Origin of the sequence: Magnetospirillum sulfuroxidans (genome assembly GCF_018224925.1) — a bacterium.
Classification (GTDB): Bacteria; Pseudomonadota; Alphaproteobacteria; order Rhodospirillales; family Magnetospirillaceae; genus Magnetospirillum; species Magnetospirillum sulfuroxidans.
This window is the reverse complement of record NZ_JAGTUF010000010.1, coordinates 37,476-63,706: the sequence shown is the minus strand read 5'-3', so window position 1 is coordinate 63,706 and position 26,231 is coordinate 37,476. Positions and strand designations below refer to the sequence as shown.

Sequence of the window (26,231 nt, the reverse complement as noted above, 5' to 3'; positions counted from 1 at the left end):
CCCGCCGCCGCCGCATAAGACCGGCTATCCTCAATCACCCTTGATCAGGGTGCCGACGCCATGGGGGGTGAACAATTCCAGCAGCACCGCATGCGGCACCCGGCCATCCAGGATGACCGCCGCCTCGACGCCCTGGTTCACCGCTTCAAGACAGGTTTCCACCTTGGGAATCATGCCCCCCGAGATGGTGCCGTCGGCGATATAGCCCGAGACCTGCGACGCGGTCATTTCCGGGATCAGATTTCCCGATTTATCCAGCACGCCGGCCACATCCGTCAGCATGATCATCCGGCGCGCGCCGGTGGCGGCGGCGATGGCGCCGGCGGCGGTGTCGGCGTTGATGTTGAACGTCTCGCCGGCATTACCCATGCCGACCGGGGCGATCACCGGGATCACGTCGGTCTGCTGGAACACGTCAAGAATATGCGGGGTGATCTCGGTCGGCTCGCCGACGAAGCCCAAATCCAAGATCTTTTCGATATTGGAATCCGGGTCCTTCTTGGTCCGACGCAGCTTGCGGGCGCGGATCAGATGGCCGTCCTTGCCCGACAGGCCGACGGCGAACCCGCCGGCTTCGTTGATGGCGGAAACGATCTGCTTGTTGATCTTGCCCGACAAGATCATTTCCACCACCTCGACGGTGGCTTCGTCGGTGAAGCGCAGGCCATCGACACGCGGGGTCTGGATATCCAGACGCTTGAGCATCTGGTCAATCTGCGGACCGCCGCCATGAACCACCACCGGATTGACGCCGACCTGCTTCAGCAACACGATGTCGCGGGCGAACAGACGGGCCAGATCATTGGATTCCATGGCGTGGCCGCCGAACTTGATGACCACCGTCTCGTCCGAATACTGCCGCATGAACGGCAGCGATTCCGACAAGGTCTTGGCCCGTTCCAGCCAAGCGGCGCGGTCTTGCAGGATATCGGGAGTCTCGGGCGTGGTCATGGTGCCGTCTCCGGGTTGGCCAATTGAAGGATTTCAGCCCGCAGCTCGGGGATGCCGACGCCTTTTTCCGAGCTGGTCAAAATCAGATGGGGATAGGCGGCGACGCGCTTGGAAATCTCGGCCAGGGTGCGTTCGCGCACCGCCTCGATTTCGGCCAGGTTCAACTTATCGATCTTGGTCAGCACCACCTGATAGACCACCGCCGCCTTGTCCAGCATGTCCATCATCTCGCGGTCGTTATCCTTGATCCCGTGGCGCGAATCGACCAGCAAGATACAACGGCGCAAGGTCGGACGGCCGCGCAGGAAACCCTTGATCAATCGGGTCCAGGCATCGACCTTGTCTTTCGGCGCGCTGGCGAAACCGTAACCGGGCATGTCAACCAGGATCAGGCGGCTGTTGACGTCGAAAAAGTTCAACTCCTGGGTCCGGCCCGGCGTGTTCGAGGTCCGCGCCACCGTCGAGCGTCCGCACAACGCGTTGATCAACGAGCTTTTGCCGACATTGGAGCGTCCGGCAAAGGCCAGTTCCGGCAGACCGAAGGGCGGCAGTGTTTCCAGATCGACAGCACCGCGCATGAAGGTGATGTCGCGGGCGAACAGCAGACGGCCGGCCTCAATCAGGCCAGCCGCCGCGTCGGTAACGGCCCCGGCGCTCAGGGCTTGACCCCGTAGCGACGCATGATCACCCATTGTTGGGCGATCGACAGGGTGTTCGACCACGCCCAATAGATCACCAGACCAGCAGCGAACTGACCGAGCATGAAGGTGAAAACGATGGGCAGGAACATCATCATCTTGGCCTGAATGGGGTCGGCCGGCTGCGGATTCAGCTTTTGCTGCAACCACATGGTCACGCCCATCACCAGCGGCCAGACGCCGATATGCAGGAAGGCCGGCAGATACAAGGCCGGGTCCCAGGGGATCAGACCGAACAGGTTGAAGACGGTGGTCGGGTCTTGCGCGGACAGATCGTGAATCCAGCCATAGAACGGCGCATGGCGCATTTCGATGGTGACGAACAACACCTTATAGAGGGCGAAGAACACCGGAATCTGGATCAGGATGGGCAGGCAGCCGGAAACCGGATTGACCTTTTCCTTCTTGTAAAGGGCCATCATCTCCTGTTGCAGGCGCATCTTGTCGTCACCAAAGCGTTCTTGCAGCGCTTTGACCTGCGGCTGCAACAGCTTCATCTTGCTCATGGAGGCATAAGACTTGTTGGCCAGCGGGAACATCACCGCCTTGATCAGCACGGTCAGCGCCAGAATGGCCAGCCCCATATTGCCCAGGGCGGTATGCATCATCTTGAGCAGATAGAAGAACGGCTTGGTCAGGAAATAGAACCAGCCGAAATCAATGGCCAGATCGAAACGCTCGATCCCGAACTTTTCGGCATAGGCATCCAGCAGCGACAATTGCTTGGCGCCCGCGAACAGATGGAAGGTGACCTCGTCCGACGCCCCCGGCTGCACCACCTTGGCGGCGCCGGTGAAATCCACCTGATAGCGGTCGGAATTATCGACCTGCTGATAGACGAAGCGACCGGTCAACTCGGCCTTCTGATCCGGCACCAGCGCGGTCAGCCAATATTTGTCGGTGATGCCGACCCAGCCGCCGACGCTTTTGCTGCGTTCGGTGCCCAGCTTCTTCAGATCGGCGTATTTATGTTCCTTCAAGGTGCCGTCGAACACGCCGATCGGACCTTCGTGCAGGATGTACATGCCCGCCGTATGCGGGGTTCCGGTGCGTGACACCAGGGCATAGGGGTGCAGGGTTACCGGCTTGGGGCCGTAATTTTCCACCCGCTGCGCCACTTGGAACATATAGTTCTCGTCGACGCTGATGGTGCGGACGAAGCGCAATCCCTCGCCATTATCCCAATTGAGCACCACTTCCGAGCTCGGGCTCAACTCGCCGCCCAAGGTCACGTTCCAGATGGTGTCGGCGCCCGGCGCCTTGACCCCGGCATCGGCGGGAACCCAGCCGAATTCTGCGTGATAGGGATTGGCCGAACCGGCCGGCGACAACAGCTCGATTTCCTTGGAATTGGGATCGGGCGTTTCGCGATAGCCGGCCAGGGTCAGATCGTCCAGCTTGGCCCCGGTCAGCGACAACGACCCATGCAGGGTCGGGGTGTTGATGCGGATCCGTTGCGCCGAGTTCAAGGCGTCGACGCGGCTTTTGGCGGCGATCACCGCCGCGCTTTGCTGCGGCACCGGCACGGCGGCATCGCCGGCCGCGGCGGGCACCGGCGGCGCGCCAGAGGCGACCGTCGGCACGCTTTCCGGCGCCGGCTTCTTCGAGGGGAACAACCACTGGAACCCGAACAGGATCAGGACCGAGAGGGCGATAGCGAGAAACAGGTTGCGCTGTTCGTTCATGACGTCCTATCCGGGGGCTGGGACGGCGGATTGCCGGCACAGGCCTTGCACTTCGGTTCGGGGACTGGATCATAGCCCCCATCGTTCCAGGGATGACACCGAGATACCCGCGTCACCGCCAACCACAAGCCCCTAACCGCCCCGTGCTTCGCCAAGGCCTCGACGGCATAGGCGGAACACGATGGGGTAAAGCGGCAACTCGGCGGCAGAACCGGCGAGATCAGCAGCTGGTAGGCGCGCACCAGTCCGGTCAGCACCCAGGCCAGCGGACTCATGGGCTCGGCCTCTCCCCGTTGATCGGCGCCGCCTGGGACTCTTCCCCACGGGATTCGTCTTTTGGCGGCGACGCACCGACACGTTTTAGCGCGGTTCGCAGATCCTGCAAGAGAAGAGAATAATCTCGGTCGATTGTTTCGCGCCGACCGATGACCACATAGTCCAATCCGGCGCGGGCGTAATCGGGAAAAATCTCGTCCACCGCCGCCTTTAAGCGCCGTCTGGCGCGATTGCGGGCGACGGAATTTCCGACCTTCTTGGAACACGTAAAGCCGATGCGTATCGCATCGGCTTTTGGTGCGGGCGCATCCGGCTGCGAGGCAGGCAGCGGCGCCACTTGCAGAATCAAGCCAGGGGCCGCCCATTTCTTACGCTGGCCAGCAACCCGGAGGAAATCCGGGCGCTTTTTCAAACGAGCCAGTGAAACAGGCATGGCCTTCGGGCTTAAGCCGACAGGCGCTTGCGGCCCTGACGGCGACGGTTGGTGATGACCTTACGGCCGCCAACGGTGGCCATGCGCGCGCGGAAGCCGTGGCGGCGGGCGCGGACGAGCTTGCTCGGCTGATAAGTGCGCTTCACGTCGGTAACTCCAAAACAAACGGTCTACGGAAAATACGAAGCCGCGCTTATAAGCCCAACCATGCCCCAGAGTCAACGGTCACTGCCTGGGAATTACCCGGGATGTTCGTCCCACCGCCCCGGATTATGCTGAAAATCCGCTGACCCGGAGGTTTATCATGGCCTGGGACCCCAAGCTATACGCCGCTTTTGCCGCCCCCCGCCTGCGCCCGGCGCTGGATTTACTGGCCCGAATCGACCGTGAAGCCCCAGCCCATGTGGTCGATTTGGGCTGCGGCACCGGCAACGTCACCCGCTTGTTGGCGGCGCGCTGGCCGCAGGCGCGGATTGAAGGCGTCGATGCTTCGGCCGAAATGCTTGCCGCCGCCACCGAACAGGCCAGCCCGATCACCTGGCGCCAAGCCGACATCGGCGGCTGGGCCCCGGATGATCAGGTCGATGTGCTGTTTTCCAATGCCGCCTTGCACTGGCTGGACGATCACCATCGCTTGCTGCCGCGACTGATCGGCCACATCGCCCCCGGTGGGGTCTTGGCGGTGCAGATGCCCCACAATCATTACGCCGCTTCGCACAGCATCATGGCGCAAGCGGCCGAAGCCGGTCCCTGGGCCGCCCTTTTGCGGCCGCTGGCCCGCCGCTTTCCCGTCGCCGACGCCGCTGTCTATTATGACATCCTCAGTCCCTTGGCCCGCCGCCTCGATATCTGGGAAACCGAGTATCTGCATGTGCTGGAAGGCGACAATCCGGTGGTGCAATGGACCATGGCCACTGCCTTGCGGCCGCTGCTCGACGCCTTGGACGAACCGCAGCGCCGCGCGTTCCTGGCCGAATACAGCCAGCGCATCGCCGCCGCCTATCCGCGCCGCGCCGATGGCAAGACAGTGTTCGCCTTCCGCCGGCTCTTCCTGATCGCCGAGATCTGAGGGTTATTTGCCTCGGCCGAAATTGGCATGGGCAAGACGCACCCCCAAAACCACCCCCGGCCAATAATACATCGTGTCGGACGCCCGTTCGGTTTCCGCGAACATCCGCTTGGAAGACGGAAATGCCCAGGCCCAGGCATGGGCCGCCGCGTTTTCCATGGCCCGCAGCGCCGCGGCCGATGCCGCGTCCACCGCCCGGCCGTCGGCCACCGGATCGATGGTCTTCTTGACCTTGACGGTCAAAAAGACCGCAGCCACCGCCATGTCGCTATCACGGTTGCTGACCGCCTGGGCATTGCCGGCCCTGAAACAGCCATTCACCTGCGCGCTGTCCAGCTTGGCATGTCCCCAAAGCTGCTTGGCCTCAAGGATGGCGCTATTGTTCTGGTCGTATAGATAAAGATCGGCGCGCCCGCTCCTGCCGCTGTCGCCGTCTCCCCCTGTCCGGCGACAGGCATATTCCTGCAACGCCCCGCTCCCCGGTCCCCAAGCCGCACCGGCGAGCATGCCCACATTGGTCCATTCACTGTAAAAATAGGGCGTGTCCCCGCGATGGCTTTCGCAGTAATCGTCGATCAGATGCCCCCACCGCCGCAAGATCGGCGTCAGCCATTCCAGCCGCTCATGCCGACAAACAACACCGAAAGCCGGGATGGCGCCCATCCTCTCCCCCCTCACAATCTTTGAAACCTGCCCACGCGAAATACCCGCATTAGGACACACGGCGGCGCGATTCAGCCAGCCTGAAACACAAGAAAGCGATATTTTAGCAAAACCGCATGCACCCTTGCGATTTCGCAATGCCAGGTCCGTGTCGTTTCCTTAAATATCGCAAATACATGTTTTCCGCTCGGGGGAGCGGTCTGGTGGAGCGCGATCAATGAAACGACCCGGCCTGCGTTTTGGCCGGTGGCTGCGACCCCTGATCCTGGCGGCATTGATGCCGGCGCTGGCTCAGGCGGCATCCACCGCCGATCATTCGAAATTCGAATCACTGAAGGGACCGTTTTCCTCGGCCCCCGAGGTGACCAAGGCCTGCCTGGCCTGCCACACCGAAGCCTCGCATCAGGTGATGAAGTCCATTCACTGGACCTGGGACATCACCAATCCCGCCACGGGGCAGCGCCTGGGCAAGGCGCGGACCATGAACAGCTTTTGCGGATCGCCGGTTTCGAACGAGCCGCGCTGCACCTCGTGCCATGCCGGCTATGGCTGGACCGATACTCGTCAGCCACCGGCTCCGGTGGCGGAAAACGTCGATTGCCTGGTCTGCCACGACCGTTCCGGCGGCTATTCCAAGGTCCCCACCGACGCCGGTCACCCGCTCTACGAACCCCGCATGATGAAGGGCAAGCTGGTCTCGCCCCCCGATCTGGCCAAGGTGGCGCAAAGCGTCGGCGATCCTGGGCGCGACAATTGCGGCGCCTGTCACTTCAATGGCGGCGGCGGCGATGGCGTCAAGCACGGCGACCTGGATTCGTCGCTGTCCAAGCCGGCGAAAAGCCTGGACGTGCATATGGCCGCCGATGGCGCCGACATGACCTGCGCCACCTGCCACACCTTTAACGACCATATCCCATCGGGATCACGCTATGCCCCCACGGCCATGGACAGCCACGGCAAGGATCTGCCCAAGGATGACCACAACCGCGCCACCTGCGAATCCTGTCATGGCGATGTGCCCCACCATCAGGCCAAACTGAACGACCACACCGACCGGGTGGCCTGCCAGACCTGCCATATCCCTGAATTCGCCCGTGGCGGCGTCGCCACCAAGACATGGTGGGACTGGTCCACCGCCGGCCGCAAGGATGAAAACGGCAAGCCGCTCTTCGTCAAAGACGATCACGGCCACCTGAAATACTCGGCGGAAAAGGGCGACTTTGACTACGGCGAGAACGTCCGCCCGACCTATAAATGGTTCAACGGCACCATCGACCAGACCAATTCCGGCGATACATTCGATGATTCGTCGATTTTGGTGCTGAACCGGCTGCACGGCGACGCCGCCGACCCCAAGGCCCGCATCTGGCCGTTCAAGGAAATGAAGGGCAAGCAGCCCTATGACCCCGAGCTGAAGACCTTGTTGGTCAACCACGTCTTCGGCCCGGATGACAGCGCCTTTTGGACCAATTTCGACATCAACAAGTCGATCAAGTTCGGCATGGACTATGCCGGATTGCCATGGAGCGGCAAGATCGACTTTATCGAAACCCGCATGTACTGGCCGATCACCCACATGGTGGCGCCGAAGGAACAGGCGGTCAAATGTGGCGAATGCCACATGAAGGGGGAAGACGGCCGTCTGGCCCAAGTCCCCGGCTTCTATATGCCCGGCCGCGACGCCGTCCGTTGGCTGGATCTGCTGGGCTATCTCGCCCTGGGCGGCGCCTTGGCCGGCGTCATGCTGCACGGCCTGTTGCGCTTCGTGTTGAGAGGGAAGACCCGCCATGACTAAACGCGACGTCATGATCTACGGCCGCTATGAACGTTTCTGGCACTGGTCGCAGGCACTGCTGATCTTCGCCCTGTTCTTCACCGGCCTGCGTATTCACGGCACCCATTCCATCTTGAAATTCGGTCAGGCGGTGACCATCCATACCTATGCCGCCTATGCCCTGATGGCGCTGTGGGTCTTCACCACGTTCTGGAACTTCACCACCGGACAATGGCGGCAATACCTGTTCCAAAAGGGCATCCTCAAGGTCATCCGCTTTTATGCCTACGGCATTTTGGTGGGTGAGCCGCACCCCTATAAGAAATCGTTGCAGCGCAAGCAAAATGCCCTGCAAGCCCTGGCCTACATGACCTTCATGGTCATCATCGGCCCGGCCCTGTGGCTGACCGGGATCATCTATCTGTTCTATAACGAGTGGAGCGGTTTCGCTTGGTCGGGCGATGCCCTGTGGATGGTCGCCGTGCTGCATACCGTGGCCGCCTTCGCCATGGGGACCTTCGTCATCATCCACATCTACATGACCACCACCGGCAAAACGCCGCTGCATTACGTCAAGACCATGATCACCGGATATGACAAGGTGGAGCTGTCCGAGGTCGAGGAAGCCTATCTGGCCGAAACCAAAACGGTGGACATGCGTTGAAGGAGAAAACCCGCGGACGCGCCCAGATGATTGGCTTGATCGGTTTGATTGGCTTGATCGGTTTGTCGGGTTTTGCCGCGCCGACCTGGGCCGGCGACCTGACCGTCACCTTGACCGGCATCGCCCACGATAAGGGCGGCATCCGTGTCGGCCTGTATGACCGCAGGGAAACCTTCCGCCAGGAAGATCGCGCCTTCGCCCGCCAGGACGGCCCGGCCCTTCCTGGCCAAATCAGCGTCACCTTCGCCGACATCCCCGCCGGCCGCTACGCCGTCATGGCCTATCACGACGAGGACGGCAACGGCCGCTTGGACCGGTTTTTGGGGATGATCCCGACCGAGGGCTATGCCCTCTCCAACAATCCCGAAATTTCGGGACCGCCGGCCTTCGACGAATGCGCGTTCGACATTCCCGCCGAAGGCCGGACCATTGTGGTGAAGGTGAAATATTGATTACTGGATCAGGGCTTCCTTGGCGGCAGTGACGGCACGGCGAGCTTCATCCAGCAGGCCGCGCTTGCTGATCAGCGCCGCTTCGATCGGCAAGATGTGATCGTTGGCTCGCTCCAACAAAGCAAAGGCGCGGCTCAATTGTCGTCCGGCTTCCATCAATTGTTCGGTCGTCATTGCTTTTCCCTCCCGGTCAATCGTCCCGCTTTTCCTTGCGGAATCCGCCCTTGTGCAGGGCTTTTTTCAGATCATCCCAGGCGGCGAAGATTTCCGCCGCCGCTGATCCGGCGACGGCATCGCCGCCCATCCGGAAATAGCGTTCGGCCATGCGCATCTGCGCCGGCAAATCCTGGGCCGCCTGGCGCACCGCCCCGTGCGAAAGCGCCTGTGCCCGTTGGGCTAAATAGTCCTCGACTTCGGCTAATTCCGCCGGCGAGCAGGCTTGCCGCAATTGACCGTCGATGCGCGGATCGTCCTTGTCCATCTTGCCGACCACTTCCGCCCGGCCACGCTTGATGGCGGGGTCATAGATGGTCCGGATCAACTGGATGACCTTGCTGCGCTCACGGAACTGCATGACGCCCTCTCTGGCTCACGGCCCCTGTATGCGGCCTATTTACGGGCATTATAGTGCGCCTATTCAGTCCGCATATCAAGCCCAATATCCGTCCGCATGCTGTGCGCATCCATACCTAGGCCATAAGGATTCCCACCCTTCGAATGTGCGAAGCTGAGGCTGTCGAAACATTCGACGCAATGGGGTGCGGGCTGATGCACAAGACATCGCCGAATAAGGTTCCAGCCGAGGCCGCGGTTGCGGTTGCCGCCTCTCCGGGCCGAACCAAGACCGGGGACCGCTGCCGCGCCAATTGGGAGCCGGCTTTGCGCAGTTTCCTCACCGTGCTGGAACGGGCGTCGAGCAACGGCAGCATCAGCATGGACCAGGTTCAACGGCTGGCCGCGGCTTTTCTCAAGGCCGAAGGCCCGATGGCCGAGCTTTTCGCCCGCTCGGAAAATTCCTGCCGGGACGGCTTCGCCGAGGCCGATTTGGAACGCAAGCGTCAGGACCATTTCGGCCGCCTGATCGCCCGTCCCTTCGCCCCCATGTTCCTGCAAGGCAATCATGGGCTTGAGCGGCGTCACCTGCCGCAATTCTTTATCGCCGTGAAGATGATCCTGGGAGACGAGGCTTACGCCGATATGCGCAGCCGGGCCAAGCTGATCGCTGAAACCCATCGCGGTGAGGGCGGCGCCATCACCTGGGAATCCTTTCACGCCGACCGCCGGGCAATCCTTATTCTGGACCGGGTCCGACTTTATGTCGCCAAAAGCTTCAGCCGCTTCGAAGCGCGCAAGGACTGGTTCTTACTGGTGATGAATCAGGCTCATAACAGCGTATCGCTGGCCTCGAACGCCTTTGTCGCCAAAGCGCCCGAAGACCGCAGCCTGCCGCAATTCACCGAACTGCACATGCTGCGCCTATTCGAAGCCTTGTTCGAGGATTGCGACCCCAAGACCCTTAATGCCGAACGCAAGGCCGGACTGGCCCAGGCCGGCGGCAATGACGCCGAAGAACGTATCCGCCAATTCCGCCATAACGTGCGCATGTCGATGTTACGGCTTGGCGGCCCCGCCAATTCATGACGCACGCCTGGACCGTGACGCCCTAAACGTGCATCACGGTCTGGCCTGCATCATTTTCCCGCGCCGGCTCGGCGTCAGTCGTTCAACGCCCCCACGGCGGATTGCAGATAATTCTGCTCACCCATCTTCTTGATCAGCTCAAGCTGGGTCTCATAGAAATCAACCCGCTCCTCACATTCCTCCAAGAACGCGGACAACAGGTCGCGGCTGACGTAATCCGCCTGCTTTTCGCAAAGAGCAATGGTCTTGACCAGGCAGGAATGCGCGTCCTTTTCCATGGCGAAATCGTTTTTCACGATTTCGGGAACAGTCTCGCCAATCAGCAATTTCCCCAGGTCTTGCAGGTTCGGCAGCCCTTCCAGCAGCAAGATACGCTCGATCAGCGCGTCAGCTTCCTTCATCTGCTCGATGGATTCCTTGTATTCGTGCTTGCCCAGGGCGTTGAAGCCCCAGTTCTTCATCATGCGGGCATGCAGGAAATACTGATTAATGGCGGTCAACTGATTGCGCAGAACATCATTGAGGCCGGCCAGGACGGTGCGGTTGGCTTTCATGGTCGCGTTCCCTTACGAAGCGGAGGAGGCAAGTTCGCCGGCGGCGCTTTGCAGGTAGTTCTTCAGGCCCAGCTTTTCGATCAGGCCGACCTGAACTTCGAGCCAGCGCACGTGATCCTGCTCGGTCTCTTCCAGCAGGTGCACCAGGATGCGGCGGGTATCGTAATCCCGCTCGGACTCGCACACGGCGATGGCTGATTTCAGTTCTTCGACCACTTCCAGTTCATAGGCCAAATCATTGGCCAACATCTTCGGCACATCGGCGCCAATGCGCAAAGCGCTTCGGCTGGCCACATCGGGCGTACCTTCCAGGAATAAGATGCGGTTGATCAAAAGACCAGCATGTTCAAGCTCGTCATGGCGTTCGTGCTCGATGCGGGCATGAAGGACTTTGAAGCCCCAATTCTCCAGCATCCGGGCGTGCACGAAATATTGATCGGCGGCAGTCAACTCGCCAGTCAATAGCTTGTTGAGAATGCTTATCACTTTCTGGCTGCCCTGCATGGTAGGCTCCTTTGTTGCTGGCTAGTTTTTTGTAGTTTGAACTAAGTGGTTACTTGCAACAACGTCTTCCAGACCTGAACGCCAATGAAATGCAAATTTTTTCTAAACTACTAAACAATGCTTTACTGATATTGAAACTATGGGTTATCCTCTTTTTTGCGATTGCTTCGCAATTGCGGAGCGGTTAAAGTGGCGCCGTCGAAGCATGAGGTCAGCCCATGTATGTGTGTGTCTGCAATGCCATCACCGACCGCGAAGTCCACGCCGCCATGGCTGGCGGCGCCATTGTCGCCGACGAGGTGTTCCGCCATTTCGGCACCCAAATGCGTTGCGGCCGCTGCGTCGCCACCATGCGGTCGCTGATGGGGGACAATGCGATGAGCGGCGAACGCCGTCATGTCAGCGACACCGAACCGGCAAGCACACACAAACGCTGCCGTGGCTGCACCCGTTAGCGCAACGCCGCCCCCAGACACCCTTAATGATGTGGCTTGATCATGATGCTATGGCGCAACCTGGATTTTTCGAGCTTGGTCCGCATGCTGCAATCAGCCAGCCCGCGCCCATCCGCCACCGCGACAAATCCCTCGACGCCGGCTGCTGCCGGCATCGGGATCAAGACGCCCAAGCCCCCGGCTGAATAAGTTCGGCCTGGCGGCGAAAGCTGACGATATCGGGAAAGACGGCGCAATCGCCCTCGAGGCGGACCAGACCTTCCTCTTCCAGCGCATGCATGGCCCGGGAAAAGGTTTCCCGCGCGATTCCGGCCAAGCCGGCGATATCGGAGCGCAGCAGCGGCAAAGGCAACCGACACACGCCGTTTTCGCCATGACAGCCGAATTGCCGATACAGCCGGGCGAACACCAAGAGCAAGCGATCCCGCACCGGCCGTGACGTCATCGCCAGGACAAAATCCTCGGTCTCCGACAATTCCGCCGCCACATGACGCGCAAAAGCCCGCTCCAACGGGTGCGAGCCGGAAAAGGCCTGTGCCGCAACATCAGCCGGAATACGGCACAGCACCACATCGGTGGCGCAAACGGCGGAAACCCCATGCACGCCGCCATCGACGAACGCCCGAAACCCGATGGTCGCGCCAGCGCAGGCCATGTGCGGCGTCACCACCGTTCCACCACTATCGACCTGGCGCATCAGCACGATGCCGTCCAATAACCGATACAACGAGCTGACCACATCGCCTTGGTGGAACAACACTTCCCCGCGCGCCAGTTGGCGAATGCACTTGCGGCGATTGAGCACAGCAACGGTCTCGGCCGAAGCCCCGCACCAATCATCGGGATGAATAATCCCACATGACCCGCACGTTAATGACAGCAGATCCTCACGGGAAAGAACACCATGGTCAAATGATGCACTGACAATTTTAGCATTATTTGATGCTTTCATCAGACAGTTCCGCACTCGCAATCACTAATTACCCACCCATGTTTACTGCTCTAATCTCTCTATTTCCACAGACATTCTTTGGCGCGACGGAATAAGTATGCTGCGGCGACTGAAATGCGCCATATTTTCTTGTTCTAGTTGCTTGATGCACCGCGATATCGTCTCTGGGGTCATCCCCGCCAGCGCCGCCATATCGGTACGCGCAAGCGGGTTGGCGATCAGCCAGCCTTCCCCCACCTCGGTCGCATAGGGGCGGATCAACCGCCCCAGCATCAGCACCAAGCGGTCCCGCACCCCCAGGCAGCTGATTTGCAGCAACCTTTCGCGCATCCCCCGCAATTCCAAGGTCAGGTCCCGCAAGAAAACCCGCTCCAACGGCCGGTGAGCGGCAAAGGCGATTTCCGCCGCATGAACCGGGATAGAGCACAGGACCGAATCCTGTGGGCAGCGGGCCGTCGCCCGGTGCCCCCCACCCTCGGCCAAGGCGCGAAACCCGACCGTATGGCCGGGTGCGACCAGATGGATGGCGATGGGCCGCCCACGCGATCCGGGCCGGTACAGCACCACCGCGCCCGAAATCACCACATAGAGGGCGTCAACCGCATCGCCTTCGCGAAACAGCGTCTTGCCGCGACCGATCTTGAGCGGGACCCGCGCCTGGATGAAGGCATCGCTGTCGGCGCTGGCGGCTCCGGCCCAAACCGATTCCCCCACCACCGGACACGCACGGCAGTTAACCGAGACAGCACAAACCCGTGCGACGGACGGCAATGTGGGCGAGGGCGGATTGCTGATCATCAGGCCAATCTACACCCACGCACAGGGGCGGAACTTGACCAGGATCAAGAAATGACCGCTTGCCCGTCAATAACCGCAGAGGGTGTAGGGGCCGATATCCAGGTGCAGATGATCGCTGTGCAAACGGTCGTGATTAGGGGTCAGCGCGACGTTAAAGACCGAGCATGAGGCCCGCGCCACCTCTTGCAGAAAGGCCGATTTCGCCCCCTGGCCGCGCCAATCCTTTTTCACCGAAACCATCGTGCCGTCATCCAGCTCGAACGCCATGATATCGATGGCGCGGCCCTTGGAATGTTCGGACAGGCGTCCGCCCCGACTGCCGCCCAGGGATGCCGCCACCTTGGTCGAGGTCCGCCGCACGCGGCAATCATAGGTGCCGGCATGATGAATGCGCTTGATGCCCTGGCCGAACCGCGCCCGCGCCGCCGGCTGCAACACATCCGACTCGTAACGGCTGATGGTTTGCGCCATCGGGCACGAAACCACCCCCGGACGGCTCCAGGCGCCGCCGGTTGCACTGACCTTGACCGGATTATCGATGCCGCAGCCTTGCTCCGTGTCGCCGAATTCGGCCACCGGCTGGAATTGCACCCGCATGGCCTGCAAGGACGCCAAACAAACGCTATCCGGATCAAGCAAAGGCGGCGGGGCTTGGGCCACGATCCGGGCCGGCGGCTGGGCGCAGGCGGCCAAGCCCGCCACCACGACCAACAAGGCAAGACGACGCAGCATGACAACACCCCCGGCGCAGGAAAACACCGGATTTTAGCCAATACCGCCCCATCAAGTCACGAAAAAACCAACCAGATCATGAGGCTGCACGGCATTCTTCATGCAGAAAGGAAATACAAGGCGATAACCCCAACGCCCAACATGATCCGCCACAGACAAAACGGCAGGAAGGTATGGCGCCCCAGCCATGTCAGCATGCCGCCGGCGGCGATCCAGGCCGCCACCGCCGCCACCGCCGCCGTCAACACCAGATCCGCCGACAGCAAAAGCGGTGTCGAATGGGCCATCTGCCACAATCGAAACAGGCCAAAGCCCAGCAAGGCCGGAATGCCCAGCAACAGCGACAATCGCGCCGCCTCGCGCCGCTCGAACCCCATCAGCCGCGCCGCCGTCACCGCGATGCCGGTCCGCGACGCCCCGGGCAGCATGGCCAGAATCTGCAATAGGCCGATGATGGCGACCGAACCATAGCCCTGATGCTCGATCCGACTGACCGTCACCCCCCAGCGATCGGCCAAGGCCAGCAAAATCCCGAAGACCAGCAAACAAACCGCCGCCAATACTTGCCCGTGCGGCGGAACGACCTCACTCAGCAACCACGCGGCGATCCCCCCGACCGGCAGCGATCCGGCCAACAGCAACAGCAACAGGCGGCCACCGGGGTCGGACTTGCCCTTGACCAGCTTGGCGACGCCCAACAGCATGGACAGACAGTCGCGCCACAGCCACAGCGCCACCCCCGCCGCCGCCCCCAGATGGGCAGCGACCGAGACGGCGGCAAACCCTTGCGGGTTGGCGGCCAAGCCGGAAAACAAGGCAAAATGCCCCGTCGCCGACAGGGGTAAAACGCCGGCCAATCCTTGGATCACCGCAATCAGCACAATATCCAGATAGGTCATCGCCACTTATTCCCGCCTGAGGCCGTCTATATAGCATTGGCGGTCGTTCTCAGGAATATCCTGATTAGTCTCAAATCGGTACTATTTTTCATGGGACACGCTGTTCGCCCCATGATGCACATCCCACGGTGCGCGTGATTTTTTAAATAACGTCAGTGACACTGACCTTGTGGTTCGAATTTAGTGGAATCGAGAATTCTTCCGCCGTATATTTTGCCGTCTAATTAGGCAGCCCGTCCCATGCCCGAAAAAAAGGCCCGGCCATGACCCGCAAAATGCTTCAGTTCACCCGGCTTGATCAAAAGCAGCCCGACAAGCGCCCCGCCCCCGCGCGCAAGGCCGATTTCGCCGAGATCAGCCTGCCTCTTGATCTGGACCGCGCCGGCGATCAATCGTCGCGCTGCGAACAATGCGGCATTCCGTTTTGTCAGATCGGCTGCCCGCTGGGAAACAACATCCCCGACTGGCTGATGCTGAACGCGCAAGGGCGAATGGAAGAAGCCTATGCCATGGCCGCGGCCACCAATACCTTCCCGGAAATCTGCGGCCGCATCTGCCCGCAAGATCGCCTGTGCGAAGGCAAATGCGTGCTTGAGCAATCCACCCACGAGGCGGTGACCATCGGCGCCATCGAAAAGCATGTCACCGAATTCGCCTTTACCCAGGGCTGGGTCACGCCGCCGCGCCCACACAAGGAACTGGCCCAATCGGTCGGCATCATCGGCGGCGGCCCCGGCGGCCTGGCGGCGGCGGAAGCCTTGCGCAAGAAGGGCTATCAGGTCACCGTTTACGATCGCCACGACCGCATGGGCGGCTTGTTGATCTATGGCATTCCCGGCTTCAAGCTGGAAAAGTCGGTGGTCGAGCGCCGCACTCAATTGCTGGCCCAAGCCGGAATCAAGCTGGAAACCGGCATTCATGTCGGCGTCAACCTCCCCTTTCAGGACCTGCGCGACCGCCATGACGCCCTGTTGATCGCCACCGGCGTCTATAAGGGGCGCGAATTGGCGATCAAGGGCGATAAACTGGCCGGCATCCATGCGGCGCTGGATTACCTGATCACCCAGAACAAGACTGGCTTGGGCGATGCCGTGCCGGCTTATGCCGACGGCACGCTTAACGCCAAGGGCAAGAACGTGGTGGTCATCGGTGGCGGCGACACCGCCATGGATTGCGTCCGCACCGCCATCCGCCAGGGCGCCAAATCGGTGAAATGCCTGTATCGCCGCGACCGCGCCAACATGCCCGGCTCCCAGCGCGAAGTCGCCCATGCCGAGGAAGAAGGTGTCGATTTCGTCTGGATGGCCGCCCCCACCGAGATCACCGGCAAGGACAAGGTCACCGGGGTCAAGGCCATGCGCATGCATATGGGCATCGCCGACGCCTCGGGCAGGCAAACCCCCATGCCCATCGACGGCTCGGATTTCACCATCGCCGCCGACATGGTGATCAAGGCCTTGGGCTTCGATCCCGAGGACATGCCCGCTTTGTTCGGGGAAAAGCGCCTTGACGTCACCCGCTGGGGCACCTTGGTGCTGGACGAGCGCACCCACATGACCACGCTGGACGGTGTTTTCGCCGCCGGCGACATCGTGCGCGGGGCCAGTCTGGTGGTGTGGGCGATCAAGGACGGCCGCGACGCGGCTGAATCCATGGATCGCTACATCAAGGCCAAAAGCCGCGTCGCGGCGGAGTAATCATCATGCCGACACTCTATGACAACCCCCGGTCGCGCAATGGCTACAAGGTCCGGCTGCTGGCCAGTCATCTTGGCCTGCCCCTGAATGTGGTGACCAAGGATCTGAAGGCGGGCGCATCCCGTCAGCCGGATTTCCTGGCCAAGAACGCCGCCGGCAAGGTGCCGGTGCTCGAACTGGAGGACGGCACCTGCCTGCCGGAATCCAACGCCATCGTGCTGTACATGGCCGAAGGCAGCCCCCTGTTGCCGACCGCGCCGCTGGACCGCACCCAGGTCCTGCGCTGGATGTTCTTCGAGCAAAGCCAGATTTTGCCCAATATCGGGCTGGCCCGCATGCTGAAGATCACCGGCAGCGACGCCCAGCGTCCCGACGTCTATGCCCAGCGCATCGAGGCGGCCCAGGACGCCCTGGCGGCGTTGGAACGCCATTTCGGCATCCATGCCTGGGCCGCGCTCGACCGCTTCACCGTCGCCGACATCGTCGTTTACGCCTATGCCAGCGTGGCCGAGGAGGCAGGGATCGACACCGCCGCCTATCCGTCGGTGGTCGCTTGGAGAAAGCGGGTCGAGGCCCTGCCGGCGCATGTGACGCCCGATTGGGGTTTCGACGCCTGACCCCTTCGCCACACGATTTGAACTTTATCGGGCCGCTGGCCCGCATCTGATGGAGAGCACCATGATCCGGAACAACGGCGAAACCTTCGTTGCCGAGTATCTGGAAAACGCGGCCAAGCTGGAAGAAGCCGGCATCGACACAAAGCCCCACGACGCCTGCGGCGTCGGTCTGGTGGCCAGTCTCGATGGCCGTCCGCGCCGCGACGTCGTCGTCGCCGGCATCGAGGCGCTGCGGGTGCTGTTCCATCGCGGCGCCGTCGATGCCGACGGCAAGACCGGCGACGGCGCCGGCATTCATGTGGAATTGCCGCAGGATTTCTTCAAGGAACACATCCGCCATTCCGGCCACGAGCCGGTGCCCGGCCGGCTGGCCGTCGGCATGATCTTCCTGCCCAAGACCGATCTGGGGGCGCAGGAACGCTGCCGCTCGATCGTCGAGACCGCCATCTTGAACATGGGCTATGCCATCTATGGCTGGCGGCAGGTGCCGGTGGACGTTTCGATCATCGGCGAAAAGGCCAATGCCACCCGGCCCGAAATCGAACAGATCATGGTCGCCAATACCCAAGGCACGCCGGAAGATCGCTTCGAGACCGACCTGTACATCCTGCGCCGCCGCATTGAAAAGCAGGTTCTGGCCGAACACATCACCGATTTCTACATCTGCTCGTTGTCGTGCCGCTCGATCATCTACAAGGGGATGTTCCTGGCCGAACAATTGACCAGCTTTTATCCCGATCTGCTGGACGAGCGCTTTATCTCGCGCTTCGCCATCTATCACCAGCGCTATTCCACCAACACCTTCCCCACTTGGCGTCTGGCCCAGCCGTTCCGCATGCTCGCCCATAACGGCGAGATCAACACCCTGGCCGGCAACGTCAACTGGATGAAGGCGCACGAACCGCGCATGGCCCATGCCGCCTTTGGCACCGCCATCGAGGACATCAAGCCGATCATCCAGGCCGGCGGCTCGGATTCGGCCGCGCTTGACAACGTCTTCGAGGTCATGGTCCGCGCCGGCCGCCCCGCCCCCATGGTCAAGCAGATGCTGGTGCCCGAATCCATCGGCTCCAACAGCCTGATGCCGGAAGCACACCGCGCTTTCTTTAGCTATTGCAACGCGGTGATGGAGGCCTGGGACGGCCCGGCGGCTATTTGCGCCACCGATGGCCGCTGGGTTATCGCCGGCATGGACCGCAACGGTCTGCGCCCCATGCGGGTTTCCATCACCAAGGATGGCCTGCTGATCGTCGGTTCTGAAACCGGCATGGTCAAAGTCGCCGATACCGACGTGATCGAAAAAAGCCGGGTCGGACCGGGGCAGACCATCGCCGTCGATCTGGAAGCGGGCAAGCTTTATCGCGACCGCGAATTGAAGGACATGCTGTCGGGCCGCGCCCCCTATGACAAGTGGACCGGCCGCATCACCGAACTGGATTCCCTGGTCAAGACCGGGGCGCCGGAACCGGCCGAACTGTCCGCCGACGAATTGAAGCGCCGGCAAGTCGCCTGCGGCATCACCATGGAAGACATGGAGCTGATCTTGCAGCCCATGGTCGAGGATGCCAAGGAAGCCATCGGCTCCATGGGCGATGACGCGCCGCTGGCGGTGCTGTCCGACCATTATCGCGGCCTGCACCACTTCTTTAAGCAGGATTTCAGCCAAGTCACCAACCCGCCCATCGACAGCTTGCGCGAATCACGGGTGATGAGCTTGCGCACCCGCCTGGGCAATCTCGGCAACATTTTGGACGAACACGAAAGCCAGTGCGATGTGCTGGCCCTGAACAGCCCGGTGCTGTCCACCGCCGAGTTCGAGGCCATGCGCCGCTATATGGGCATCGCCGCCGCCGAGGTTGATTGCACCTTTGACCCGTCGGCGGGGGAAAACGCCCTGCGCGACGCCTTGGCCCGCATCCGCCGCGAAGCGGAAGAAGCGGTCCGCGCCGGCTGCACCCATCTGATCTTGTCCGACAAATCCATGGATGCGTGCCGCGCCTCGGTGCCGATGATCCTGGCCGCCGCCGGCGTGCATTCCCATCTGGTGCGGGAAAAGCTGCGCACCTGGACCAGCCTCAACATCCGCTCGGCCGAGGCCTTGGACGTCCATTACTTCGCCGTCCTGGTCGGCGTCGGCGCCACCACCGTCAATGCCTATCTGGCCCAGGAAGCCATCGCCGATCGCTGGCGGCGCGGCCTGTTCCCCGGCCAGACGCTGGAAGAATGCGTGCGCAATTACAAGAAAGCCATCGACCAGGGTCTGTTGAAGATCATGTCGAAGATGGGCATTTCGGTGATTTCCAGCTATCGCGGCGGCTGCAACTTCGAAGCCGTCGGCCTGTCGCGCGCCATGGTCGCCGAGTTCTTCCCCGGCATGACCAGCCGTATTTCCGGCCTGGGCCTGACCGGCGTCGCCAAGAAAACCATCGAACAGCACGCCGCCGGCTTCACCGCCGCCACCGCCGTGCTGCCGGTGGGCGGCTTTTACCGCGTCCGCCGTGGGCAAGAAGCCCATTCCTTCGACGGCAGCTTGATTCACCTGCTGCAAAGCGCGGTGGCCACCGATTCCTATGCCACCTACAAGAAATATTCCGACGGCCTGCGCAAGCTGGCCCCCATCTCCATCCGCGACCTGCTGGATTTCCGCCCATCGGCGGCGGCGGTCAATGTGGACGAGGTGGAAAGCATCACCGAAATCCGCAAGCGTTTTCTCACCCCCGGCATGAGCCTGGGGGCGCTGTCGGCGGAAGCGCACGGCACCTTGAACATCGCCATGAACCGCATCGGCGCCAAATCAGTGTCGGGCGAGGGCGGCGAGGACCCGGAACGCTATCGCCCGCGTCCCAACGGCGACAACGCCAATTCCGCCATCAAGCAAATCGCCAGCGGCCGTTTCGGCGTCACCGCCGAATACCTGAACAATTGCCGCGAGATCGAGATCAAGGTCGCCCAGGGCGCCAAGCCCGGTGAGGGCGGCCAGTTGCCCGGCTTCAAGGTGACGGTGGAAATCGCCAAATTGCGCCATTCCACCCCCGGCGTCATGCTGATCAGCCCGCCGCCGCACCACGATATCTATTCCATCGAGGATCTGGCCCAGCTGATCTATGACCTCAAGCAGATCAACCCCATCGCCAAGGTGACGGTCAAGCTGGTGTCGCGCTCCGGCATCGGCACCATCGCCGCCGGCGTCGCCAAGGCCAAGGCCGACATCATCTTGATTTCCGGCAATGTCGGCGGCACCGGCGCCTCGCCCCAGACCAGCATCAAATTCGCCGGCCTGCCGTGGGAATTGGGCCTGTCCGAAGCCCATCAGGTGCTGACGTTGAACCGCCTGCGCCACCGGGTGAAGCTGCGGACCGATGGCGGCCTGAAGACCGGCCGCGACATCGTCATCGCCGCCATGCTCGGCGCCGAGGAATTCGGCATCGGCACCACGTCCTTGATCGCCCTGGGCTGCATCATGGTGCGGCAGTGCCATTCCAACACCTGTCCGGTCGGCGTCTGCACCCAAGACCCGGCGCTGCGCGCCAAGTTCACCGGTTCCCCGGAAAAGGTGGTCAACCTGTTCAGCTTCATCGCCGAAGAGGTGCGCGAGATCCTGGCATCCTTGGGGGTGCGTTCGCTCAACGAAATCATCGGCCGCACCGATCTTTTGTCCCAGGTCAGCCGCGGCGCCGCCCATCTGGACGATCTGGACTTGAACCCGTTGCTGGCCCAGGCCGATGCCGGCGGTCACGCCCGCTATTGCACCCAGACCGAACGCAACGAAGTGCCCGAGACGCTCGACGCCCAGATCATCGAGGACGCCAAGCCGCTGTTGGAGGAAGGCGAGAAGATGCAGCTCGCCTATAACGTCCGCAACGTCCAGCGCGCCATCGGCACCAAGCTTAGCCACAAGATCGTCAAGAAATACGGCATGACCGGCTTGCAACCCGGCCATATCACCGTGCGTCTGCGCGGCTCGTGCGGGCAATCCTTGGGCGCTTTCGCCGTCCAGGGGCTCAAGCTGGAAGTGTTCGGCGATTCCAACGATTACGTCGGCAAAGGCCTGTCGGGCGGCACCATCGTGGTGCGTCCGCCGGTGTCCAGCCCGTTGAAGTCGAACGAAAACACCATCATCGGCAACACCGTGCTGTACGGCGCCACCGCCGGCAAATTATTCGCCGCCGGCCAAGCCGGCGAACGCTTCGCCGTGCGCAATTCCGGCGCCAGCGCGGTCATCGAAGGCTGCGGCTCCAACGGCTGCGAATACATGACCGGCGGCACCGTCATCATCCTTGGCCCGGTCGGCGCCAATTTCGGTGCCGGCATGACCGGCGGCATGGCCTTCATCTACGATTCCGACGGCGGCTTCGCCCACAGCATCAACCCGGAAAGCATCATCGCCCAAAGCGTCCAGACCGCGTATTGGCAGGGCGTGCTGAAGGGGCTGATCAAGGAACACGTGGCTGAAACCCAATCGGCCTGGGCCGAAAGCATCCTGGCCGACTGGGATCGCCAATTGCCCAAGTTCAAGCAGATCGTGCCCAAGGAAATGATCAACCGCCTTGAACACCCCACCACCAAACCGGTGGAAGTGGCGGCCGAATAAAGGAAAAGGGCGGGATGCCAATGCATCCCGCCCCTATTGGTTCGGCACAACTTTCCACACACTTTCCGTCATGGTCGGGCCGGATCACGTCCGGCCCTGACGGCCCCATGTGGCTTTTGCTTACTTGCCGCCGTCTTCCACCGGATCGACGAACAAGACGTTGACTTCCACCGCGTTCGGATCGGGACGTTCCAAGATGATGCGAAAGCTCGAGGTGCCGCCGGGGTCCAATTGGGTCACCGGCGGCTGCGCCAGCTTTTCCTGCACCTGGGCCTTGCCCTTGTCCAGCAGCACCAGCTTCATGGTCGGCACCGGCCGCGACCGATCCGAGATATTGGCGATGATGCCGCGCACGATCAGCACTTCGGTGTCGTTATGAACAAAGCGTTCCGGCGTTCCGGCATTGCGCAATTCCAGCCCGGCGCCGGGCTTTTCCCGCCGCAGGCCGATTTGGCTGAGAAGTTCGTGGGCCATGGGCACATAGCCGACCAAGCGGTCCTGGAACACGTAAGCGGCGCCGCCCAAACCGCCCAGCAACAGCACGATCAGCAGCAGCCAAAGGCCGCCGGTTCCTTTTTTCTTGCCGTCCTTGGTGGCGAACATCTCGGGGATCGGCTGCGGCTCGAGCCCATCCAAGTCCAAATCCATCGGCCGCCCTTCACCGTCGGAACGCACGCGAATGGTGGGAACGTCAGGCGCATCGCCCAGATCGAAATCAAGATCGGCGTTGGCGCGGGCCGAGGCCATGGATGATTCCATCGGCCGGGGCGGCGCTTCGAATTCCAGAGCGGGATCGGGGTTGCGGACCGGGTTAAAGCCGAAATTGGCCCGAGGCGCGGGCTCAGGCTCGGGTTCATAGGAGAAGCTGGGGCTCGGCGGAGCGTAATCGTCTTCCGGCAGCGCCTGAAACCATTTATGGCCGCATTTGGCGCACTTCAGCATCCGGCCCTTGGGCTGCAAAGCCTTATCAGGGACCGAAAAGTTCGTTGAACAAGCAGGACAGCCGATGAGCATGGAATGTGCAAGCCTTCGGAAGCGTTTCTCGGTTATAGGCATAAGACAGCGGCAACACAAGCGCGCTGGACGAACAAGGACGGGCCGTGTCATCCTTCGGCGCGTCTGGAGAAGGCAAAAGTGCGAAACAATCGCCGTGGTGAACACATTATCCGCTTTGACAGCGTCGGGCTGCGCTATGGCCTGGGGCCTGAGGTCTTGCGGGATATCAGCTTCGCCTTGCCGTCGGGGTCTTTTCATTTTCTCACCGGATCGTCGGGCGCCGGCAAGTCATCGCTGATGCGACTGATGTATCTGGGGCTGCGCCCCACGCGCGGCCGGGTGGTGCTGTTCGACAAGGACATCGCCATGACCCGGCGCTATGAATTGCCGGCGCTGCGCCGCCGCATCGGCGTCGTCTTTCAAGATTTCCGCCTGCTCGACCACCTGTCGGCCATGGACAACGTCGCCTTGCCGCTGCGCGTGCGGGGCGTCAAGGAATCGGAAGTGCGCAAGCACGTGCCTGAATTGCTGAACTGGGTCGGCCTGTCGGAACAGATCAACGCCAAGCCGCCGACCCTGTCGGGGGGACAAAAGCAACGCGTCGCCATTGCCCGCGCCGTCATCGGCCGCCCGGACCTGTTGCTGGCCGACGAACCGACCGGCAATGTCGATGATCACATCGCCATGCGTCTGCTGCATCTGTTCGAGGAACTGAACCGCCTGGGCACCACGGTGGTGATCGCCACTCATAATCAATTCCTGGTCGACCGCTTCACCCAATACCCGCGTCTGCATATCGACCGCGGCACGGTGGTGGAGGGGGAATAGATGTTTGGCCGTCACTCCGACCTGCCGCTCAAGGGTGACGCCACCAGCCGCTTCCTGCCTTGGCTGGTGGCGCTGATGGTCTATCTGTCGGCGGTTTCCCTGGCCGGCGTCTTTGTCTTGAATGGGCTGGTGCGGTCGTGGGATCACGATGTCAGCGGCACCCTGACGGTACAGGTGCAGCCGGTGCCGGGCGAAGCCGGCGAGGCTTTGACCGACGAACGGGTGCGTCAGGCGGTGGAACTGATGCGGCGCACGCCCGGCGTGCTGGCGGCGCGCCCGCTGGACAAGAAACAGATCCTCGCCCTGCTGGAGCCCTGGCTGGGCAACACCGACGTGGTCAAGGATCTGCCGCTGCCGCGCCTGATCGACGTCACCGTCGATCCCGATATCTCCATGGAATTGCTGGAACTGGCCGACCGGTTGGCCCGCTCCGTCCCCGGAGCAACGCTGGACGACCACCGCATCTGGCTGTCGCGGCTGATCAACTTGTCGCGCACCACCGAATGGGTGGCCATCGCCATTTTGGTGCTGATCGGCTGCGTCACCTCGGCCACTGTCATCTATGCCACCCGCACCTCCATGGCGGTTAATCGCAGCGTCATCGAAGTGCTGCACCTGATCGGCGCCCATGACGATTACATCGCCCGCCAATTCGCCGACCGCTCGTTCGCGCTGGGCTTTTCCGGCGGGCTGATCGGGCTGGCCCTGGCGGTGCCGTCGCTGACCGCCATCGGCTGGGCCGCCCGCCGTATCGAGGGCGGCTTCCTGCCCTCGCTCAGTTTGCCGGTCACCGGCTGGGTGATGATCGCCATGCTGCCGGTGATCGCCGCCGCCCTGGCCATGCTGACGGCCCGACTGGCCGTCCATGCCACCTTGGCCCGCATGCCATGAGGTCGCGTCATGTTCGCAGCCGGCGCGTGGACCGGCTGGGCGCGGCCGTGGTGGCGATGGCGGCGCTGTGGTGCGGTGGCTTTTTGTGGTTCGTCGACGAAGTGCCGCAACGGGTCGAAGACGACAGCACCCATACCGACGCCATCGTCGTCTTGACGGGGGGGCGCGACCGCCTGACCACCGGCCTGGATCTGCTGGAAGCGGGATTATCACAGCGCCTGTTTATTTCCGGCGTCTATAAGGGCGTCGACCTGGCCGAGATCATCCAGTTGGGGCGCGGCCATGACAGCCTGAAACAGGCCGTGGTGCTGGGCTATGCCGCCGACGACACGGTCGGCAACGCCATCGAAACCGCCGATTGGGCGAAAGAGCAAAATTTACGCTCTCTGCGTCTGGTCACCGGGGCCTATCACATGCCGCGCTCGCTGCTGGAATTCCGCCACGCCTTGCCCGGCATCACCCTGATTGCCCACCCGGTGTTTCCCGATGCGGTGAAAAGCCGCGAATGGTGGCGCTGGCCCGGAACTGCGGCCTTGCTTGCCACCGAGTATTCGAAGTATTTGGCTGCCATCATCCGCCATTGGTTCCTGCCGAGAAAGGCTCAGCCGTGACCCCTTTTCGCTCCGTCTTGTTCTTCGCTCTCCTCCAGGTCTGGACGCTGGTTCTGGGCACGCTGTATCTGCCGCTGTTGGGCGCATCGCCGACGCTGGTCGCCGCTGCCGCCCGCTTTTGGGTCAGGGGAACCTTCGTCTTGCTGCGTCTGACCTGCGGCTTGTCTTGGGAAGTGCGCGGCACGGTGCCCCAAGGGGCCGCCCTGGTCGCCGCCAAGCACCAATCGACACTGGAAACCTTCGCCTTCTTTCTGATCCTGGCGGAGCCGGCGGTGATCTTGAAACAGGAATTGCTGAAGATCCCGTTCTTCGGCTGGTACCTGGCCAAGACCGGGGTCATCGCCATCGACCGCGCCGCCGGCACCAAGGCGTTGAAGGAAATGGTCAAGGGCTCGCAAGCGGCCATCGCCGAAAACCGCCCGGTGCTGATCTTCCCCGAAGGCCACCGCGTGGAAGTCGGCGCCGCCCCTGATTATCATACCGGCGTCGCCATGCTGTATTCCGGCCTGGGCCTGGACTGCGTCCCGGTTGCCGTCAATACCGGCCTGTTCTGGGGACGGGGACGCTTTAACAAGCAAGCGGGAACCGCAATTATCCAATTCCTTGACCCCATCCCCGCCGGCATGGAGCGCAAGGCCTTCATGGTCGAATTGCAAACCCGCATCGAAACCGCCAGCGCCGCGCTGGCGGCGGAAGCGCGGCAGCACTGGCCCCATCTGGGGCACTGATCCCGGCCAGCGGATCGGATCAAGACTTGGCCGCAAGCATTGCCGCCGCGTCACGAAAAAGCCGTCCGGCGT

29 protein-coding genes are annotated in these 26,231 nt (G+C 62.1%); 13 read left to right on the top strand and 16 right to left on the bottom strand.

Annotation, left to right across the window (positions count from 1 at the left end; genetic code table 11):
• Nucleotides 1-30: 30 nt before the first annotated feature.
• Genes argB through rpmH form a run of 6 tightly spaced genes read right to left on the bottom strand, consistent with a single transcriptional unit; the run spans nt 31 to nt 4,189 of the window.
• Entirely contained in the window at nt 31-951 is a 921-nt protein-coding gene (gene argB, locus KEC16_RS11615; RefSeq protein WP_211549039.1) for an acetylglutamate kinase, read from the bottom strand.
• Entirely contained in the window at nt 948-1,643 is a 696-nt protein-coding gene (gene yihA / locus KEC16_RS11610; protein ID WP_211549037.1) for a ribosome biogenesis GTP-binding protein YihA/YsxC, read from the bottom strand. The genes argB and yihA overlap by 4 nt, the downstream gene beginning before the upstream one ends.
• Nucleotides 1,607-3,334 (bottom strand): membrane protein insertase YidC, encoded by a 1,728-nt coding sequence (yidC, locus tag KEC16_RS11605; protein ID WP_211549034.1) that lies wholly within the window; start codon nt 3,332-3,334, stop codon nt 1,607-1,609. Before yidC ends, yihA begins: the two co-directional genes overlap by 37 nt.
• Nucleotides 3,331-3,609 (bottom strand): membrane protein insertion efficiency factor YidD, encoded by a 279-nt coding sequence (gene yidD / locus KEC16_RS11600; protein WP_211549032.1) that lies wholly within the window; start codon nt 3,607-3,609, stop codon nt 3,331-3,333. Before yidD ends, yidC begins: the two co-directional genes overlap by 4 nt.
• Complete coding sequence (gene rnpA / locus KEC16_RS11595) at nt 3,606-4,043, bottom strand: ribonuclease P protein component (protein WP_211549030.1); 438 nt, start codon at nt 4,041-4,043, stop codon at nt 3,606-3,608. The genes yidD and rnpA overlap by 4 nt, the downstream gene beginning before the upstream one ends.
• An 11-nt stretch (nt 4,044-4,054) precedes the next feature.
• Nucleotides 4,055-4,189 (bottom strand): 50S ribosomal protein L34, encoded by a 135-nt coding sequence (gene rpmH / locus KEC16_RS11590; protein WP_211549028.1) that lies wholly within the window; start codon nt 4,187-4,189, stop codon nt 4,055-4,057.
• A 158-nt stretch (nt 4,190-4,347) separates the two neighbouring features.
• Here rpmH and tam point away from each other — a divergent pair, with 158 nt between their 5' ends.
• Entirely contained in the window at nt 4,348-5,112 is a 765-nt protein-coding gene (tam, locus tag KEC16_RS11585) for a trans-aconitate 2-methyltransferase (RefSeq protein ID WP_211549027.1), read from the top strand.
• Nucleotides 5,113-5,115: 3 nt separating this feature from the next.
• Here the strand turns inward: tam and KEC16_RS11580 are convergent, their stop codons facing one another.
• Complete coding sequence (locus KEC16_RS11580) at nt 5,116-5,775, bottom strand: hypothetical protein (RefSeq protein WP_211549025.1); 660 nt, start codon at nt 5,773-5,775, stop codon at nt 5,116-5,118.
• 217 nt (nt 5,776-5,992) lie between these two features.
• Between KEC16_RS11580 and KEC16_RS11575 the strand changes: the two genes are divergently transcribed.
• Genes KEC16_RS11575 through KEC16_RS11565 form a run of 3 tightly spaced genes read left to right on the top strand, consistent with a single transcriptional unit; the run spans nt 5,993 to nt 8,665 of the window.
• Nucleotides 5,993-7,570: a tetrathionate reductase family octaheme c-type cytochrome gene (locus KEC16_RS11575; RefSeq protein ID WP_211549023.1), complete on the top strand. Its 1,578-nt coding sequence runs from the start codon at nt 5,993-5,995 to the stop codon at nt 7,568-7,570.
• On the top strand, nt 7,563-8,213 hold the full coding sequence (locus tag KEC16_RS11570) for a cytochrome b/b6 domain-containing protein (RefSeq protein ID WP_211549021.1): 651 nt from the start codon (nt 7,563-7,565) through the stop codon (nt 8,211-8,213). The genes KEC16_RS11575 and KEC16_RS11570 overlap by 8 nt, the downstream gene beginning before the upstream one ends.
• Before the next feature lie 26 nt (nt 8,214-8,239).
• Nucleotides 8,240-8,665 (top strand): DUF2141 domain-containing protein, encoded by a 426-nt coding sequence (locus KEC16_RS11565; RefSeq protein ID WP_211549019.1) that lies wholly within the window; start codon nt 8,240-8,242, stop codon nt 8,663-8,665.
• Here KEC16_RS11565 and KEC16_RS11560 read toward each other — a convergent pair whose 3' ends face one another.
• Both KEC16_RS11560 and KEC16_RS11555 read right to left on the bottom strand, forming a co-directional pair.
• Nucleotides 8,666-8,839: a hypothetical protein gene (locus KEC16_RS11560; protein WP_211549017.1), complete on the bottom strand. Its 174-nt coding sequence runs from the start codon at nt 8,837-8,839 to the stop codon at nt 8,666-8,668. It abuts the gene before it with no gap.
• 16 nt (nt 8,840-8,855) lie between these two features.
• On the bottom strand, nt 8,856-9,239 hold the full coding sequence (locus KEC16_RS11555; protein WP_211549015.1) for a hypothetical protein: 384 nt from the start codon (nt 9,237-9,239) through the stop codon (nt 8,856-8,858).
• Nucleotides 9,240-9,433: 194 nt separating this feature from the next.
• Here KEC16_RS11555 and KEC16_RS11550 point away from each other — a divergent pair, with 194 nt between their 5' ends.
• Nucleotides 9,434-10,306: a hypothetical protein gene (locus KEC16_RS11550; protein ID WP_211549013.1), complete on the top strand. Its 873-nt coding sequence runs from the start codon at nt 9,434-9,436 to the stop codon at nt 10,304-10,306.
• A gap of 74 nt (nt 10,307-10,380) precedes the next feature.
• On the opposite strand, the gene bfr (KEC16_RS11545) is transcribed toward KEC16_RS11550, so the two are convergent.
• On the bottom strand, nt 10,381-10,860 hold the full coding sequence (gene bfr, locus KEC16_RS11545) for a bacterioferritin (RefSeq protein ID WP_211549011.1): 480 nt from the start codon (nt 10,858-10,860) through the stop codon (nt 10,381-10,383).
• 12 nt (nt 10,861-10,872) lie between these two features.
• A complete protein-coding gene (gene bfr / locus KEC16_RS11540; protein WP_211549009.1) occupies nt 10,873-11,364 on the bottom strand; it encodes a bacterioferritin in 492 nt (163 codons plus the stop codon).
• Between the two features lie 218 nt (nt 11,365-11,582).
• Between bfr (KEC16_RS11540) and KEC16_RS11535 the strand changes: the two genes are divergently transcribed.
• On the top strand, nt 11,583-11,819 hold the full coding sequence (locus tag KEC16_RS11535) for a (2Fe-2S)-binding protein (RefSeq protein WP_211549007.1): 237 nt from the start codon (nt 11,583-11,585) through the stop codon (nt 11,817-11,819).
• Nucleotides 11,820-11,979: 160 nt separating this feature from the next.
• On the opposite strand, the gene KEC16_RS11530 is transcribed toward KEC16_RS11535, so the two are convergent.
• From KEC16_RS11530 to KEC16_RS11515, 4 genes are all read right to left on the bottom strand, one after another.
• Nucleotides 11,980-12,624, bottom strand: coding sequence for a Crp/Fnr family transcriptional regulator (locus KEC16_RS11530; protein ID WP_211549005.1), 645 nt, complete (start codon nt 12,622-12,624; stop codon nt 11,980-11,982).
• 189 nt (nt 12,625-12,813) lie between these two features.
• Nucleotides 12,814-13,569 (bottom strand): Crp/Fnr family transcriptional regulator, encoded by a 756-nt coding sequence (locus KEC16_RS11525; protein WP_211549003.1) that lies wholly within the window; start codon nt 13,567-13,569, stop codon nt 12,814-12,816.
• 66 nt (nt 13,570-13,635) lie between these two features.
• A complete protein-coding gene (locus KEC16_RS11520; RefSeq protein ID WP_211549002.1) occupies nt 13,636-14,301 on the bottom strand; it encodes an extensin-like domain-containing protein in 666 nt (221 codons plus the stop codon).
• A gap of 98 nt (nt 14,302-14,399) precedes the next feature.
• A complete protein-coding gene (locus KEC16_RS11515; protein ID WP_211549000.1) occupies nt 14,400-15,200 on the bottom strand; it encodes an undecaprenyl-diphosphate phosphatase in 801 nt (266 codons plus the stop codon).
• A 263-nt stretch (nt 15,201-15,463) separates the two neighbouring features.
• Here KEC16_RS11515 and KEC16_RS11510 point away from each other — a divergent pair, with 263 nt between their 5' ends.
• The 3 genes from KEC16_RS11510 (at nt 15,464) to gltB (ending at nt 22,105) form a co-directional block, all read left to right on the top strand.
• Nucleotides 15,464-16,897, top strand: coding sequence for an NAD(P)-dependent oxidoreductase (locus KEC16_RS11510; protein WP_211548998.1), 1,434 nt, complete (start codon nt 15,464-15,466; stop codon nt 16,895-16,897).
• 5 nt (nt 16,898-16,902) lie between these two features.
• Complete coding sequence (locus KEC16_RS11505; RefSeq protein WP_211548996.1) at nt 16,903-17,514, top strand: glutathione S-transferase family protein; 612 nt, start codon at nt 16,903-16,905, stop codon at nt 17,512-17,514.
• A gap of 61 nt (nt 17,515-17,575) precedes the next feature.
• The gene (gltB, locus tag KEC16_RS11500; protein ID WP_249209133.1) at nt 17,576-22,105 is read left to right on the top strand and encodes a glutamate synthase large subunit; all 4,530 of its coding nucleotides are present in this window, start codon (nt 17,576-17,578) and stop codon (nt 22,103-22,105) included.
• 120 nt (nt 22,106-22,225) lie between these two features.
• Here the strand turns inward: gltB and KEC16_RS11495 are convergent, their stop codons facing one another.
• Complete coding sequence (locus tag KEC16_RS11495; RefSeq protein ID WP_211548992.1) at nt 22,226-23,119, bottom strand: zinc-ribbon domain-containing protein; 894 nt, start codon at nt 23,117-23,119, stop codon at nt 22,226-22,228.
• 120 nt (nt 23,120-23,239) lie between these two features.
• Here KEC16_RS11495 and ftsE point away from each other — a divergent pair, with 120 nt between their 5' ends.
• From ftsE to KEC16_RS11475, 4 genes are read left to right on the top strand one after another with little or no spacing between them, the layout of a single operon-like run.
• Nucleotides 23,240-23,929, top strand: coding sequence for a cell division ATP-binding protein FtsE (ftsE, locus tag KEC16_RS11490; protein ID WP_346344070.1), 690 nt, complete (start codon nt 23,240-23,242; stop codon nt 23,927-23,929).
• Nucleotides 23,930-24,820: a cell division protein FtsX gene (locus KEC16_RS11485; RefSeq protein ID WP_211548988.1), complete on the top strand. Its 891-nt coding sequence runs from the start codon at nt 23,930-23,932 to the stop codon at nt 24,818-24,820.
• Between the two features lie 26 nt (nt 24,821-24,846).
• Nucleotides 24,847-25,431, top strand: a complete 585-nt coding sequence (locus KEC16_RS11480; protein ID WP_346344069.1) for a YdcF family protein — start codon at nt 24,847-24,849, stop codon at nt 25,429-25,431.
• A complete protein-coding gene (locus KEC16_RS11475) occupies nt 25,428-26,159 on the top strand; it encodes a lysophospholipid acyltransferase family protein (protein WP_211548984.1) in 732 nt (243 codons plus the stop codon). The genes KEC16_RS11480 and KEC16_RS11475 overlap by 4 nt, the downstream gene beginning before the upstream one ends.
• The last annotated feature ends 72 nt before the right edge of the window (nt 26,160-26,231 follow it).

Bases quoted from the DNA above. Each gene is read 5' to 3' on its own strand.
- argB (WP_211549039.1), bottom strand. From the start codon at position 951: ATGACCACGCCCGAGACTCCCGATATCCTGCAAGACCGCGCCGCTTGG.
- yihA (WP_211549037.1), bottom strand. From the start codon at position 1,643: ATGGGTGATCATGCGTCGCTACGGGGTCAAGCCCTGAGCGCCGGGGCC.
- yidC (WP_211549034.1), bottom strand. From the start codon at position 3,334: ATGAACGAACAGCGCAACCTGTTTCTCGCTATCGCCCTCTCGGTCCTG.
- yidD (WP_211549032.1), bottom strand. From the start codon at position 3,609: ATGAGTCCGCTGGCCTGGGTGCTGACCGGACTGGTGCGCGCCTACCAG.
- rnpA (WP_211549030.1), bottom strand. From the start codon at position 4,043: ATGCCTGTTTCACTGGCTCGTTTGAAAAAGCGCCCGGATTTCCTCCGG.
- tam (WP_211549027.1), top strand. From the start codon at position 4,348: ATGGCCTGGGACCCCAAGCTATACGCCGCTTTTGCCGCCCCCCGCCTG.
- KEC16_RS11580 (WP_211549025.1), bottom strand. From the start codon at position 5,775: ATGGGCGCCATCCCGGCTTTCGGTGTTGTTTGTCGGCATGAGCGGCTG.
- KEC16_RS11575 (WP_211549023.1), top strand. From the start codon at position 5,993: ATGAAACGACCCGGCCTGCGTTTTGGCCGGTGGCTGCGACCCCTGATC.
- KEC16_RS11570 (WP_211549021.1), top strand. From the start codon at position 7,563: ATGACTAAACGCGACGTCATGATCTACGGCCGCTATGAACGTTTCTGG.
- KEC16_RS11565 (WP_211549019.1), top strand. From the start codon at position 8,240: ATGATTGGCTTGATCGGTTTGATTGGCTTGATCGGTTTGTCGGGTTTT.
- KEC16_RS11560 (WP_211549017.1), bottom strand. From the start codon at position 8,839: ATGACGACCGAACAATTGATGGAAGCCGGACGACAATTGAGCCGCGCC.
- KEC16_RS11555 (WP_211549015.1), bottom strand. From the start codon at position 9,239: ATGCAGTTCCGTGAGCGCAGCAAGGTCATCCAGTTGATCCGGACCATC.
- KEC16_RS11550 (WP_211549013.1), top strand. From the start codon at position 9,434: ATGCACAAGACATCGCCGAATAAGGTTCCAGCCGAGGCCGCGGTTGCG.
- bfr (WP_211549011.1), bottom strand. From the start codon at position 10,860: ATGAAAGCCAACCGCACCGTCCTGGCCGGCCTCAATGATGTTCTGCGC.
- bfr (WP_211549009.1), bottom strand. From the start codon at position 11,364: ATGCAGGGCAGCCAGAAAGTGATAAGCATTCTCAACAAGCTATTGACT.
- KEC16_RS11535 (WP_211549007.1), top strand. From the start codon at position 11,583: ATGTATGTGTGTGTCTGCAATGCCATCACCGACCGCGAAGTCCACGCC.
- KEC16_RS11525 (WP_211549003.1), bottom strand. From the start codon at position 13,569: ATGATCAGCAATCCGCCCTCGCCCACATTGCCGTCCGTCGCACGGGTT.
- KEC16_RS11520 (WP_211549002.1), bottom strand. From the start codon at position 14,301: ATGCTGCGTCGTCTTGCCTTGTTGGTCGTGGTGGCGGGCTTGGCCGCC.
- KEC16_RS11515 (WP_211549000.1), bottom strand. From the start codon at position 15,200: ATGACCTATCTGGATATTGTGCTGATTGCGGTGATCCAAGGATTGGCC.
- KEC16_RS11510 (WP_211548998.1), top strand. From the start codon at position 15,464: ATGACCCGCAAAATGCTTCAGTTCACCCGGCTTGATCAAAAGCAGCCC.
- KEC16_RS11505 (WP_211548996.1), top strand. From the start codon at position 16,903: ATGCCGACACTCTATGACAACCCCCGGTCGCGCAATGGCTACAAGGTC.
- gltB (WP_249209133.1), top strand. From the start codon at position 17,576: ATGATCCGGAACAACGGCGAAACCTTCGTTGCCGAGTATCTGGAAAAC.
- KEC16_RS11495 (WP_211548992.1), bottom strand. From the start codon at position 23,119: ATGCTCATCGGCTGTCCTGCTTGTTCAACGAACTTTTCGGTCCCTGAT.
- KEC16_RS11485 (WP_211548988.1), top strand. From the start codon at position 23,930: ATGTTTGGCCGTCACTCCGACCTGCCGCTCAAGGGTGACGCCACCAGC.